This is a genomic window from Streptomyces sp. ST2-7A (assembly GCF_021390475.1).
Classification (GTDB): domain Bacteria; phylum Actinomycetota; class Actinomycetes; order Streptomycetales; family Streptomycetaceae; genus Streptomyces.
Map to the genome: position 1 here is coordinate 48,818 of NZ_JAJUWS010000028.1, position 13,531 is coordinate 62,348.

Annotated in this window: 8 protein-coding genes; 4 read left to right on the forward strand and 4 right to left on the reverse strand. The window is 72.5% G+C overall.

Going from position 1 to position 13,531, the window contains the following annotated elements; genetic code table 11:
• Window positions 1-10: 10 nt before the first annotated feature.
• From casB to LZF96_RS17515, 4 genes are all read right to left on the reverse strand, one after another.
• A complete protein-coding gene (casB, locus tag LZF96_RS17500; RefSeq protein ID WP_308294226.1) occupies window positions 11-751 on the reverse strand; it encodes a type I-E CRISPR-associated protein Cse2/CasB in 741 nt (246 codons plus the stop codon).
• Window positions 748-2,616 (reverse strand): type I-E CRISPR-associated protein Cse1/CasA, encoded by a 1,869-nt coding sequence (gene casA, locus LZF96_RS17505; protein ID WP_233873095.1) that lies wholly within the window; start codon window positions 2,614-2,616, stop codon window positions 748-750. Before casA ends, casB begins: the two co-directional genes overlap by 4 nt.
• The gene (gene cas3, locus LZF96_RS17510) at window positions 2,606-5,737 is read right to left on the reverse strand and encodes a CRISPR-associated helicase Cas3' (RefSeq protein WP_233873098.1); all 3,132 of its coding nucleotides are present in this window, start codon (window positions 5,735-5,737) and stop codon (window positions 2,606-2,608) included. Before cas3 ends, casA begins: the two co-directional genes overlap by 11 nt.
• 1,139 nt (window positions 5,738-6,876) lie before the next feature.
• Complete coding sequence (locus LZF96_RS17515) at window positions 6,877-7,914, reverse strand: LacI family DNA-binding transcriptional regulator (RefSeq protein WP_233873101.1); 1,038 nt, start codon at window positions 7,912-7,914, stop codon at window positions 6,877-6,879.
• 237 nt (window positions 7,915-8,151) lie between these two features.
• Between LZF96_RS17515 and LZF96_RS17520 the strand changes: the two genes are divergently transcribed.
• From LZF96_RS17520 to LZF96_RS17535, 4 genes are all read left to right on the forward strand, one after another.
• Window positions 8,152-9,507, forward strand: a complete 1,356-nt coding sequence (locus tag LZF96_RS17520; protein WP_267941042.1) for an extracellular solute-binding protein — start codon at window positions 8,152-8,154, stop codon at window positions 9,505-9,507.
• 22 nt (window positions 9,508-9,529) lie between these two features.
• The gene (locus tag LZF96_RS17525) at window positions 9,530-10,552 is read left to right on the forward strand and encodes a carbohydrate ABC transporter permease (protein WP_233873103.1); all 1,023 of its coding nucleotides are present in this window, start codon (window positions 9,530-9,532) and stop codon (window positions 10,550-10,552) included.
• Between the two features lie 3 nt (window positions 10,553-10,555).
• Entirely contained in the window at window positions 10,556-11,494 is a 939-nt protein-coding gene (locus LZF96_RS17530) for a carbohydrate ABC transporter permease (RefSeq protein WP_374203263.1), read from the forward strand.
• Window positions 11,495-11,701: 207 nt separating this feature from the next.
• Window positions 11,702-13,120 carry a GH1 family beta-glucosidase gene (locus LZF96_RS17535; RefSeq protein ID WP_233873106.1) on the forward strand — a complete coding sequence of 473 codons (1,419 nt, stop codon included), beginning with the start codon at window positions 11,702-11,704 and terminating at the stop codon, window positions 13,118-13,120.
• Window positions 13,121-13,531 lie beyond the last annotated feature (411 nt).

Sequence of the window (13,531 nt, forward strand, 5' to 3'; positions counted from 1 at the left end):
GGTGGCGAACTCAGTGGTCGGGGGCGGATGGCTGGGCGGGGAGGTCGGGGGCGGTGTCCCCTGGCTCGCCGGCCCCGGAATCCTCCGCCCGGCGGGGACGCCAGGCGTGGAAGGAGCGGCCCCACTCCTGCCGGACCCTCGCCCGCCTCGGGGGGAAGTGCCACGCCTCCAGTTGGTCGGCGAGGAGGGCGTAGTCCAGGGGGACGCCCTCCCGGCGCAGCAGGGAGACGATCTCCCGCAGCCGGAAGGCGAGGTCCTTCTCGTTCCGGGAGGAGCCGACCTGCACGAAGCGGCGTCGGATCGGCTCGTCGATCCCGTCGGACGGCATCAGCCGACGGACCGCTTCCCCCAGTTCGATGTCGATCCGGTGCATCCGATCGGCGCGGTGGGACTGCTGGTGGAGGGCGTACAGGGTGAGGGCGAGGTGCGCGGCGTTCTCGGCGGCTTCGCTCGCCCTCTCGCCGGCCGGGTCACCGGCGGGGTGGGCCCGGTACAGCCGGTGGTCGCCGGAGAAGCCCCACAGGTCGGGGACGTCCTCGGGCAGCTTCCCGGCGCCCCGGCGCAGTCGGGCGAGGTGCGCGACGGCGGTGGCGCGGTCGGCGAGGTAGCCCTTCTGGAGGTCCGTGACGCGCTCCTCCACGAAGAGGCCGACCGGCCCGAGCGACTTGAACCGGGTGGGGCGTGCCGGCTTGTCGGCGGGCGGGGGTGCGGTGGCGGGGGGTGTCGGGGGCGGTGTGGTGGTCGCGGTCATGCGGGGGCCTCGGCATTCGACGGGTTCGGGTGGGCGGGTGCGGTCGGGGTGTTTCCGGGGCCGGCGGGATCGAGGCCCGGATCGAGCTCCTCGCCCCCGGCCCCGGTGTCGGGATCGGGATCGGGGGCGGTATCGGTGTCCCGGGGGAACGCGAGCGGCAGTTCCCGGCGCAGGCGACGGCGGAACCGCAGGTGGGCGGCGTCGGCGCACAGCCACACGTCGGTGCCGGCGCGGCTGGTGACCACCCGGCCCTCACGGGCGGCGGAGCCCGCCCCGGCCAACAGGTCGTCACCCAACTCCCGCAGGACCCGGGCGGCGGTGTGCTGCCAGGCCGCGTACCGCTCCCCGGGGTCGTCGCCGGGGCGCAGGGCCGCGATCCAGAGCAGGTAGTGGGGGCCCACCTCACCGAATCCGAGGTCGCGGGCGGTGGCCTTCGGGCCGTCGGGGATCGCGCCGGCGGCCTCGGCGAGGTCGGCGGCCAGGTCGCCCAGGGCGGTGACGGCCGCCTCGGCGCGGCGGACCGCGTCCACGGCGGTGGGGCCGAGCGCCGGGACGCCGTCGTCCTCGTCGGACGGTTCGTTCAGCAGGACCACGGGGAGGGGAACGGCGTCGTCGACGACCTCGTCGACGACGGACTGCTGGGTGCCGTAGACGAGCCCGACGGTGCGGGTGCGCACCAGCAGGTCGGGGGGCAGCGGGCCGCGGACGGCGAGCCGGGCCACCCAGTCCAGGATCCGGGGGCGCACGACGCGGGCGGCCTCGCCGCGCTGCTCGGCGCCCGGGGTCTGCCCGGTCACCAGGGCGTCCACGCCGCGCCAGGCGGCACGGGTCGGGTCGGGGACGCGGGGCAGGTAGACGACCTCCCGGCCGAGCTTCTTCTCCTGGGCGGGGCTGCGCCGCCAGGCGGTCATCGGCTCGCGGTCGTAGCGGTTGTGGGCGGTCAGGGGGTCGCCGTAGCCGAGGACGACGCCGGTGACGGCCCGGCCGTCGTGACGCAGCCGGACGCGACGGGACTGCCAGGTGTACAGGTCGCGGACGCCGGTGGGGCGGGTCGAGAGTTCGACGGGGTCGGCGGCGCCGGGGCCGCAGGGCGGTCGGCGCCAGGCGGGGCGGTCCTCGTTCGGCTCGCCTGGCGGGTTGATCCGGAGGTTGGTGGTGTCGGCGGCCACGAGGTTGAGCAGGAGGGTACGGCGCAGGTCTCCGCCCTCGATGTGGACGCCGCCCAGGTTTCCGGTCCAGCCGATGCCCTGCGGGTAGACCTTGCCGCCCTTGACGCGGGGGTCGCCGACGGCTCCGGACTTGATACCGGCGGGGTCGAAGGCGTGGGCGTGGATCAGCCAGCGGGCGGCCTCGGCGTATCCGAGGCGGTCGGCACCGAGGGCCCGCATGGTGAAGAAGCGGTCGTTGTTGGGGATGTCGGCGACGATCCGGTCCAGGCGGGAGACCTCGTCCCCGGCGGTGCGCAGGTCGGCGACCTGGAGGAAGGGGGTGGTCGGGTGGAGGAGGTCGAAGCGCTCGCGGTGCTCCTGCAGGTAGTCGAGGAGGTCGTCGAGCGGCAGGGTGTCGGCCTTCCACAGCTCGGTCCAGTGGGCGAGGTCCCCGGGGCCGTCGACGGCGTCGTGGAGCACGGCGAGGAGCAGGCGCAGCAGGGCGAATTCCTGGGTGGGGACATCGCCGACCAGGCGGCGCAGCTCGTGGGCGCGCTCCAGCACCTCCGGCAGGGAAAGCTCCGGTTGGGTGCCGTCGGAGAGGAGTTGGACCGGGATCCAGGGCTCGGTGAGGAGGTCGAAGGAGGTGCGCGGGGGTGGGGAGGACGCGGGAGCCGGGGTGGCGACCGGGACGGCCGCCGCGGTGTCACTGGGCATGGGGGGTCACCTCGAGGCCACGGGATCGGGAGTAGCTGAGATCGAAATCTGACAGGCTGGTCCGACAGTCCTCGCCGAGGATCAATAGGAGTTCCCCGAACAAAAGGGGGCATTCAGGGGTCTGCCAAGCCGGAACGCAGGCTTCCTCCAACTCGGAGATCACTCGATCGATTGACGATTGGTTCGTCAGTTCGAGTGGCAGTCGGAGGCCGCAGGAGGCGATCGAGGAAGCGAGATCGCGGTCGGGAGCGGTGTGTTCCGGCAACGGCACCCCGGACGGGGAGTCCGAGCCCACCCCGGGCAGGGTGGCGAGGGTGCCGTCCGCGAGACGTCTCACCACCAGCACCTCCAGGGACTCCGCGCCGTCCCTGACCTGCGCGCGGCCGGTCGTGGTCTCGTCGGCGTCCCCCACTCCGGCGTCCACCCAACCGATCAGCGGCGTGCCGTCGGACGCCACATCGGCCAGCAGGAAGGACCTCGCCCGTTCCCGGCGTTCGTGGAGACGGGCGAGGTGCTTCACCCGGGCCTCGTCCATCGCCTTCGCCCGGGCCGGCGGACCGAGCGGCCCGTCCCCGTAGGCGGCCCGCACCAGCGGCGCGATGTCGGCGGGCAGCCGGATCGGTGCCGGTGCCCCGCCCCCGTCCGGTGCCACCAGGTGCGGCCACAGCGCGGCGGCCGAACGCAGCAGCGCGTGCCTTCCGTAGACCAGCACCGAACCGCGCGGTGGCTCGGGAGCGGCGGTCGGATCGCACAGTCCGTCCGCGCCGGTGATCAGACACCGGGCGGCGCGCAACGCGGCCGGGCGGTCGGCCTGTCCGGGGCCACCGCGCTCGTGACGGTGCAGCCGCCCCATCCGCTGGAGGAGCAGGTCCACCGGGGCGAGGTCGGTGACCAGCAGGTCGAAGTCGATGTCCAGGGACTGCTCGGCCACCTGACTGGCCACCACGATGTGCGGACCGGTGGGGCGTTCGGCGGCCGGGGAACGATCGGGCGGGCCGAAGCGGGCGAGCAGGTCGGCGTCGTTGGCCGCCCGGTGGAGGTCCACGAAACGGGCGTGCGCGACGGTGACCGCGTCCGCGCCGAATCGGGCGATGAGGGCGTCGGCCGTGGCCAGCACCCGCCGGACGGTGTTGTGGACCACCAGCGCGCACCCGCCACCGGCCAGCAGTTCCACCAGTCGGTCGGTGAGGGCCCCGTGGTCGTCCGCCAAGTGCTCGACGCGGATCGTGGTGGTGCGCCCGGAGGGTGCCGGACGTTCCACCCGGGCCTCGGTTCCACCGGGCAGGACGGCGGTCAGCAGCGGGTGGGCGGTCTCCTCCGCCACGGCCGCGAAGGGCTGTGGGGCTTCGGCCCGGGCGCGGCGAGCGGCGCGTGCGAGGCGGGGACGCGGTGGTCCGACGGCGCCGCCCCCGGCGTAGGCCGCAACGAGTTCCCGACGCCGCTCGGGCGGCAGGGTCGCGGAGAGCATCACCACCGGCACCCGGTGGGTGCCCAACCATGACAGCACCCGGTCCAGGTAGGTGTTCATGTGGGCGTCGTAGGCGTGGACCTCGTCGATGACCACCACCTTCCCGGCGACGGCGAGGTGGCGCAGCACCAGGTGCCGGCCGCGCAGCCCGGCGAAGAGGAGTTGGTCGATCGTTCCCACGCAGAAGGAGGAGAGCAGGCCCTTCTTGCGACCCCGGAGCCAGTGGTGGGCGACGAGGCGGGCGGAGGCGGCGCGATCGGCGGGGCGCGAACCGAGCCGGTCGGGGTCACCGTCCGGTTCCACCCCGCGCGGCACGATGGGCCCGGTGGTTCCGCGGGGCCCGTCGACGGCATCGGCCGTCCCGGGTTCCGGCGCGGGGCCGGGGTCTGCGGGTCTCCTCCGGCGGTCGCCCGAGTCGTCCGAGTCGTCCGAGTCGTCAGGGACATCCGGTGTCCGGCTCGGCAGCCGGGCCCACTCGGGGTTGAGGGCCGCCTTGGAGTGCGCGAGGAAGACGGAGCGCGTCCCGACGGCACCGTCGCGATCATCGGGGAGACGGTCGAGCCATGCCGTCATCCGGGGGAACATCGCGTTCCCCGTCGCCATCGTGGGCAGGGCGATGAGACAACCGCCCGCTCCGGAGCCGGCGGCGAGGATCTCGACGGCGGCGAGCGCGGCCTCGGTCTTGCCCTCCCCCATCGGCGCCTCGATCACCAGCAGTCCGGCCTCCGGCAGGTCGTGGGCGAGCCGGACGGCGGCCTCCTGGACGGGGCGGATCGCGGCGCCGGGCGGGAGGGCGAAACGGTCGGCGAAGAGCTTCCCCGCCGCCCGGGGCGGCGCGGCCACCCGCCAGGGCGGGGGCAGCGAGATGTCCCGCCAACCGGTGGCGATCCGCTCCGCCGATGAGCGTCCCCCGTCGGGAAAGAGCGGGAAACGGTCGCTGTCGCTGGCGATCCAGTCGGCGACGATCACGATGGCGGTCAGCGCCACCTGCACCGCCTGGGGCAGTGCGAGCGACCTCCAGGCCGCGAGCCGGGGCTCGACGCCGGTGTCCCGGGCGGCGGCGTCCAGCAGTTCGCGCTGCACGGCCGTCCACACCTCCTCCGCTCCGGGGGTGCGCAGCAGGCGGGGATGGCGGTTCAGTTCGAGCAGGTCGTGGTAGGTGGGCGGGACCCCGTGGTGGCCGCCGACGACCACGGCCGGGGCGTGGGCGGCGTCGGGCTCCCACCCGTGGTGCCGGGTCAGCCACTCGGCCAGCAGGTGGTGGCCGGCCGTGGCGTGAGGGGCGAGGCGGCGTTCACGGCCGAGCTCGGGGCGCGAGGGCGTGGCCAGGCCCCGGGCGCGCATCCGATCGGCCATGGACTCCACCTGGCAGGCGAAGGCCGGGGTGGCCTTGCCGATGTCGTGCACGGTCGCCAGCCAGACGGTCAGCGGACGGGCGTCGTCGGCCCCGGCGGGAAGGGTTTCGGCCACCCGGCGCCGTACCTGCTCGGGAACCCAGTGGTCCCAGAGCAGCCCGGCCACGGCTCCGCTGTCCGCCATGTGTCGCCACAGCGGCAGCCATCCGTCGGTGTCCTTGTCGTGTTTCCCCCAGACCGCGTACGCGGCTTCCGAGAGGGCTCGGCCGAGGCGGGGCCCCGGTGTCCGGTGATCCATGAACGGCATCCAACCGGTTACCGATGGACAACAGGACGTGAATCGAATAATTCGCCACTGTTACACCACACGCGGTGACGATGCGATCCGGAACCGAAGGCGCGAGGGAGGCGCCGGAGCACCGTGTGTTCACTTCTTGAAACCATCCGTGCGCACCGGGGCGCGCGGAGGGCCTGTCACAAAGAGAGAAAATCTCACGGAAGCGGACAGTTAAGACCGTCGGAACGACGCAAAGGAGACCGCTCCGGAGGACTCCTGCGGATCCTTTTCGAAGATCACCCGGAGTTCCGCGCGAGGCGGTTATCGCGGTTTCTTTTCACCGGGTGGGGCATTGGGTCGCCCCGGGGGTGTCGGTGCCGGGTCCGACCGCCCGACGCCGGCCCGTCGGGCGGTCGGCCCCGACCCCTCCGGTCGCCCCGATCCGCTCCGTCGCCGAGTGGCACGCCACGCGCTTCCGAGGTGGCCGGTCGGCGGCGGACGGGTGAGCGGAACCGCGCCGGGCCCCGGCAGGCGGGCGGCGTGCTCCCGGGGCCCGGCGGGGCCGTGATGGGCCCGGGGAGCGGGGCCGGGGGCCCATCACGACCGGGAGACGCCGGTCCCGGCACCCGGGGCCCGGCGCGGGAACCCGGCCGGGCTCCCCGAACGGCACGGGCACCCCGGACCGTACGATCGGCGCAGATGGGAGGAGCCGCGCGAGCGCCACCGGTACGGAAGAAGCAGCAGGTGCGGGTGGGACGGGAGCACCCCGGGAAACGGCGCGGCCGGGCGGCCGGCCGTGCGGCGACGAGGACCCCGGTGGGAGGTCCGGCGCGGGACACCGCACCGGACCTCCCGCCCACCCCGGCCGCGCCCGGGAGCGCTCCCGGGCGCGGCCGGATGTGACGGGCGTGGCGCACCCTCCGGCTCCGGTCCACCCCCGGTCGGGGCGTTCCTCCGGGACCCACACAAGCCGGTACCCGGGTACCGAAGCACCGGCCGCCGAGGTCGGAACACTCGGGGCACCACGGCCGTCCGCGCCGTCGTATCGCCCGTACCACCCGTGCCGCACGGCGGGAGCGCGGCCGAGGGCGGTTCACCTGCGGAGGAGCGGACCGGCGACGGACATCCGACCACCGACCGTCCCGGCCGGCGGCCACCCGTCAGGAGGAGCCGCGCCGCACCAGTTCGGTGGGCAGCACCTGCTGCGGATGGATCGGCATACCGTCGTTGATCTCCGCGAGCAGGGCGCGGGCCATCGCCCGCCCCATGCCCTCGATGGGCTGGCGGACACTGCTGAGCGGCGGATCCATGTGACGCGCTATGGCCGAGTCGTCGAAGCCGACCAGCGCCACGTCGTCGGGAACCGAGCGCCCCGCCTCGCGCAGCGCGCGGCGGGCACCGGCGGCCATGAGGTCGGAGGCGCAGAAGACCGCGTCGATGTCCGGGCGGCGGTCCAGCAGCTCACGCATCCCCAGGTAGCCGCTCTCCTCGGTGAAGTCACCGCGCCAGATCAGCGTCTCGTCGCACTCCAGCCCGGCGGCCTCCAGCGCGTCGCGGTAGCCGACCAGCCGGCACCAGGCGGCGTACATGTCGAGCGGGCCGGTGAGGGTGGCCACCACCCGCCGACCGCGTCCCAGCAGGTGCTCGACGGCGAGCTGTGCGCCACCGACGTTGTCGCAGTCCACGTGCGGGAAGGGCTCGTCGGCGGACCGGCGGCCGTTCATCACGGCGGGGATGCCGAGCTGTCCGAGGAGTTCGGGCAGCGGATCCTCGCCGTGCACGGAGACCAGCAGCACGCCGTCCACCCGGTTGCCCGCCGCGTACTGGGCGAAGCGCTGCCGCTCCTTGGAGGTGCGGCTGAGGGTGAGCAGCAACTGGTAGTCGGTATCGGCCAGTTCGGCGCTCACCCCGCGGATGATCGCGGAGAAGTAGGGCTCCGCGAAGAGCCGGGCCTCCGGTTCGGGCACCACCAGCGCGATGGCGTCGGTGCGGTTGGCCGCGAGCGCGCGGGCCGCGCGGTGCGGCACGTAGCCGAGGTCGGCGATGGCCGCCTCGACGGCGGCGCGGGTGCGGTCACTGACCCGGGGTGATCCGTTGATCACCCGCGAGACGGTGCCGCGCCCCACTCCGGCCCGGACCGCCACTTGTTCCAGTGTCGGTCTTCCATCTCTTCCCAATCCACGTCTTCCGACTGCCATCGGATTCCTCCTGTTGTCGCCCCGGGATCCAACTACATCACGGAATCGACTCCGTCCAGCCGGATGCCTTGACACTCGCCCGCAGACCGGGAACTCTTCACTTCATCAAGTTTGGGAGCGCTCCCATCCACCTGAAACCCTACACAACCCATACGTTCCGAGCCCCGGGTCCGTTCACCCCCACGCGCCGCAGAGCGACCGGGAGAGGCAACGTCAGTGCGCCAGGAGGACGACCACATGCGCCACACCGCCAGAACGCCGCGTGTCACCCGCGGTACCACGGGCAGGGCCCTGCGCACCTGTCTCGCCGTCACCCTCGGGGTCGGCCTGCTGGCCGCCTGCGGCGGTAACGGTGACGACGACAACGGCACCGGCGGCGGCGGGGACAACGCCGACGGCGAGCCGAGCGAGGTCACCCTCTCGATCGGTGTCTTCGGCCAGTTCGGTCTGGAGGAGGCCGGCCTGTACGACGAGTACATGGAGGCCAACCCGCACGTCACCATCGAGCAGAACTCCACCCAGCGCAGTGAGGACTACTACCCCGCGCTGCTGACCCGTCTGCCCACCGGCAGTGGCCTGAGCGACATCCAGGCCATCGAGGTCGCGAACATCAACGAGATCGCCAACGATCTCGGTCGCTACTTCGTGGACCTGAGCGAGGCCGAGGGCGTGGACCTCGGGCACTTCCTGCCCTGGAAGGTCGACCAGGCCACCGGCGAGGACGGCCGCGTGGTGGGCCTGGGCACCGACATCGGCCCGATGAGCATCTGCTACCGCAAGGACCTGTTCGAGGAGGCCGGCCTGCCGACCGACCGCGACGAGGTCGGCGCCCTGTGGGAGGGCGACTGGCAGGCCTACATCGACGCCGGCAAGGAGTTCCAGGAGAACTCCACCGCTGACGCCAAGTGGGTGGACTCCGGCTCCGGCATGTTCAGCGCCATCGCCAACAGCTACCCCGAGCGGTACTACAACGAGGCCGGCGAGACGATCTACGAGGACAGCGAGGCCGTGCGGACCGCCTGGGACATGGCCGTCCAGGCCGCCGAAGAGGGCCTGACCGCCCGCCACGACCTGTTCACCACCGAGTGGGACCAGGGCATGGCCAACGGTGACTTCGCCACCCTCTCCTGCCCGGCCTGGATGCTCGGCTACATCGAGGACAAGTCCGGCGGCGAGGGCGAGGGCGCCTGGGACGTGGCCGCCGCGCCGCGTCCGGCCAACTGGGGCGGTTCCTTCCTCGGTGTGACCGAGGCCTCCGAGAACAAGGAGGAGGCCGTCAAGCTGATCACCTGGTTGACCGCGCCGGAGCAGCAGGCCAAGCTCTTCGCGGAGCGGGGCAGCTTCCCCAGCTCCGCCGAGGCCCAGGAGTCGGAGGTGGTGCAGAACGCCACCAACAGCTACTTCGGGGACGCCCCGATCGGTGAGCTGTTCACCGCCGCCGCGGCCGACATCCCGACCCTGATCGTCGGTCCGCGTGACCAGGTGATCCAGGAGGGCTTCTCCAACGGTGTGCTGCGGGTGGAGCAGGGCACCGACGCCGACGAGGCGTGGGACGCCACCGTCCGGGCCGTCGACAACGCCCTCGCGGACTGACCCCGAATCCGGAAAGTCATCCATGGCAACGGAACAGCACAGCGCCGCGCCCCCCACCAAGGGGGGCGCGGCCCCGCGCCCGCAGCGCGGCGGTGGGCCCCCGCTCACGCCGGAGGAGAAGAAGCTCCGCCGCCGGTCGCTGCGCTACCGGCTGGACACCAAGTTCAGCCCCTACGGCTTCATCGCGCCGTTCTTCCTGTTCTTCGCGGCCTTCGGCCTCTTCCCCCTGCTGTTCACCGGCTGGGCCTCGCTGCACCGCGTCTCGCTGCACTCGCCGACGGACATGGAGTGGGTGGGGTTCTACAACTTCAGCCGTCTGCTGACCGACGAGTTCTTCTGGAACGCGCTGTCGAACACCTTCGTCATCGGGGTGATCGCCACCGTTCCCCAGCTGCTCATGGCCCTGGGCCTGGCCCATCTGCTGAACTACAAGCTGCGCAACAGCATGATGTTCCGGGTGGCCATGCTCACGCCGTACGCCACCTCGGTGGCTGCGGCGACGCTGGTGTTCGCGATGCTCTACGGTCGCGACTACGGCATGATCAACTGGTTCCTGGGCCTGTTCGGTGTGGACAACATCGAGTGGGAGGCCGGCTCCTGGACCGCCAAGATCGCGGTGTCCACCATCGTCATCTGGCGGTGGACCGGGTACAACACCCTGATCTACCTGGCCGCCATGCAGGCCGTGCCGAAGGATCTCTACGAGTCCGCGTCCCTGGACGGGGCCTCCCGGTGGCAGCAGTTCCTCCACGTCACCATCCCGTCGCTGCGCCCCACGATCCTCTTCACCGTCGTGGTCTCCACCATCGGCGCCACCCAGCTGTTCGGTGAACCTCTGCTCTTCGGCAGCGGAACCAGCGGCGGTGCCGACAACCAGTACCAGACCCTGGGCCTGTACCTGTACGAGATGGGTTGGACGAACTTCAACCTCGGACGCGCCTCGGCGATCGCCTGGTCGATGTTCATCCTCCTGATCATCATCGGCTTGGTGTACTGGTTCTTCGCCCGGTTGATCGGCCGATCGACCGGCAGCAAGGGGGCGTGAGCCATGACCATCTCCTCCGAAGCGGCCACCCGACCGCCCGGTTCCGCCCCGGCCGCCCGGCCGGACGTCCCCGGTGGGGGCGCTCCGCACCGTCGCAAACGGCTCAGGGCCGGGGGCGCCGGCCGGCACATGCACGCCGGTTGGCTCACCTACGTCATCCTGATCGTCTTCACCCTCGGGTCGTTGTTCCCCCTGGTGTGGACGATGTTCGCGGCGTCCTCCACCAACACCAGGCTCGCGCAGACACCGCCGCCCTTCTGGTTCGGCGAAGACCTGTGGAACAACCTGGACCAGGCGTGGAACACCGCCAACATGGGCACCGCGCTGATCAACACGGTCTTCGTCGCGGGGACCATCACGGTCAGCACCGTGCTGTTCGCCACCCTGGCCGGCTTCGCCTTCGCCAAGCTGCGGTTCCGGGCGCAGAACGTGCTGCTCATGCTGGTGATCGGGACCATGATGGTGCCGCCGCAGCTGAGTGTCGTCCCGCTGTACATGGCGATCGCCGAGTTGCAGTGGACCGACCGTCTCCAGGCGGTCATCCTGCCGATGATGGTCAGCGCCTTCGGCGTGTTCTTCATGCGGCAGTACCTGGTGCAGGCGCTGCCCACCGAACTGGTCGAGGCCGCCCGGGTGGACGGCGCGAACAGCCTGCGGGTCGTCTGGCACGTGGTCTTCCCCATCGCCCGCCCCGCCATGGCGGTGCTGGGGATGCTGACCTTCGTGATGGCCTGGAACGAGTTCTTCTGGCCGATCATCGCACTGACCCAACAGAACCCGACGGTTCAGGTGGCCCTCACCGGCCTGGGACGCGGCTACGTGCCGGACCAGGGCGTGATCATGGCGGGGGCCCTGCTGGGAACGCTGCCACTGCTGATCGTCTTCGCCATCTTCGGCAAGCAGATCGTGGGCGGCATCATGCACGGCGCGATCAAGGGCTGACCACCGGGGGCCGGGTGCCTCCCGGCCCCCCTCCGGCCCCGGTACCGGGGTCCCCGGCGCGACGGCGCCGGGGCCCGGGCCGGCCCCTCGCGACCCCACCCGCACGAGCCGCGCGCCCGGTCGGAGGGGGATCGACCGGGCCGGGTGGATCCCGTGCACCAACCCGCACCACCACATCCTTCGCATACGACGCATGGGAGCGCTTCCATGACCGAGAGTAACCGAATCTCCTTCCCGGACGGCTTCGTCTGGGGTTCGGCGACCGCCTCCTACCAGATCGAGGGCGGCGCCCGGGAGGGCGGCCGGACCGCCTCCATCTGGGACACCTTCAGCCACACCCCCGGTAGGGTCCTCGCCGGCGACACCGGCGACGTGGCCTGCGACCACTACCACCGGTGGCAGGAGGACATCGAGCTGATGAGCGAGCTGGGCCTGGGCGCCTACCGCTTCTCGATCGCCTGGACCCGGGTCCAGCCCACCGGTCGCGGCCCCGCCGTCCAGGCCGGCCTGGACTTCTACCGACGCCTGGTCGACGGTCTGCTGGAGCGCGGCATCACGCCGGTGGCGACCCTCTACCACTGGGACCTCCCGCAGGAGTTGGAGGACGCCGGTGGCTGGCCCGCCCGGGAGACCGCCGAGCGGTTCGCCGAGTACGCCCGCTTGGCCGGTGAGGCGCTGGGCGACCGGGTGGGCATGTGGACCACCCTCAACGAGCCCTGGTGCAGCGCGTACCTGGGTTACGGCTCCGGCGTGCACGCCCCGGGGCGCACCGAGCCGGAGTCCGTGCTGCGCGCCGCGCACCACCTCAACCTCGGCCACGGCCTCGCCGTGCAGGCGCTGCGCGACGTCCTGCCGCGCGACGCCCAGTGCTCCATCACCCTCAACCCGGCGGTGGTGCGCTCCGCGAGCGACTCGGAGGCCGACCTCGACGCGGCCCGCCGCATCGACGCCCTGCAGAACCGCATCTTCACCGGCCCGCTCCTGGACGGCGCGTACCCCGAGGACCTGCGCCGGGACACCGCCCGGGTCAGCGACTGGTCCTTCGTGCGCGACGGCGACGAGGCGACCATCAACCAGCCGCTGGACTTCATCGGCATCAACTACTACAACCCGGTGCTGGTCTCCGCCTCCCAGCCGGGCTCGGCCAACGCGAAGAACGACGGTCACGGCGTCTCCACGCACTCCCCGTGGGTGGGCTCCGAGGACGTGGAGTTCCTCGAACAGCCCGGCAAGAAGACCGAGATGGGGTGGCCGATCGACGCCACCGGACTGACCGAGCTGCTGCTGCGCTTCCACCGCGAGGCGCCGGGCGTGCCGCTGTACATCACCGAGAACGGCGCCGCGTTCGACGACAAGCCGGACGCCTCGGGAGCGGTCCACGACCCCGACCGCATCGAGTACCTGCACGACCACCTGACGGCCGTGCACTCGGCGATGGAGCAGGGCGCCGACGTCCGCGGCTACTTCCTGTGGTCGCTGCTGGACAACTTCGAGTGGGCCTACGGGTACAGCAAGCGGTTCGGCATGGTGCACGTGGACTTCGACACGCTGCAGCGCACGCCCAAGTCCAGTGCCCGCTGGTACGCGAAGGCGATCGCCACCGGGGAGCTGCCGGCCCCGGAGTGATCCGCGGCCGGGTGGTCCCGTGAACGCTCACGGGCCCGACGGGTGCGGCGCGGGGTCCTCCCCGATCCCGCGCCGTGCCGGTCGTGTCGATCCGGGGTGACGCCGAGGCGCGCCCGGACATGTCGATGGCCCGGTCGCGCCCGCCGGAGGGTGCGGGCGGGCCCTCGACACGTCCGGGACGGTGCCGTCGGATCGGCGGTCCGGTCCGGCGGGTCCGGGCAGGTCCGGGCAGGTCCGGCGGGTCTCGGAAGCGACCCGGCGTCGGATCGCGGGGGCCGGGCCACGACCGGGCCGGGCTCCCGCCGGGGCCCGGCGCGGGAGCAGCGGGCGGGACCGGCCGGCATCCGGCCCGCGACCACGCTCCCCAGCGGGGGCGGGCGTCGCGGGCCCGCCGGGATCGGGCACCGGTGG

What these genes read in the sequence shown, in the direction of transcription:
- casB (WP_308294226.1), bottom strand. Translation starts at nt 751, where the DNA reads ATGACCGCGACCACCACACCGCCCCCGACACCCCCCGCCACCGCACCC.
- casA (WP_233873095.1), bottom strand. Translation starts at nt 2,616, where the DNA reads ATGCCCAGTGACACCGCGGCGGCCGTCCCGGTCGCCACCCCGGCTCCC.
- cas3 (WP_233873098.1), bottom strand. Translation starts at nt 5,737, where the DNA reads ATGGATCACCGGACACCGGGGCCCCGCCTCGGCCGAGCCCTCTCGGAA.
- LZF96_RS17515 (WP_233873101.1), bottom strand. Translation starts at nt 7,914, where the DNA reads ATGGCAGTCGGAAGACGTGGATTGGGAAGAGATGGAAGACCGACACTG.
- LZF96_RS17520 (WP_267941042.1), top strand. Translation starts at nt 8,152, where the DNA reads ATGCGCCACACCGCCAGAACGCCGCGTGTCACCCGCGGTACCACGGGC.
- LZF96_RS17525 (WP_233873103.1), top strand. Translation starts at nt 9,530, where the DNA reads ATGGCAACGGAACAGCACAGCGCCGCGCCCCCCACCAAGGGGGGCGCG.
- LZF96_RS17530 (WP_374203263.1), top strand. Translation starts at nt 10,556, where the DNA reads ATGACCATCTCCTCCGAAGCGGCCACCCGACCGCCCGGTTCCGCCCCG.
- LZF96_RS17535 (WP_233873106.1), top strand. Translation starts at nt 11,702, where the DNA reads ATGACCGAGAGTAACCGAATCTCCTTCCCGGACGGCTTCGTCTGGGGT.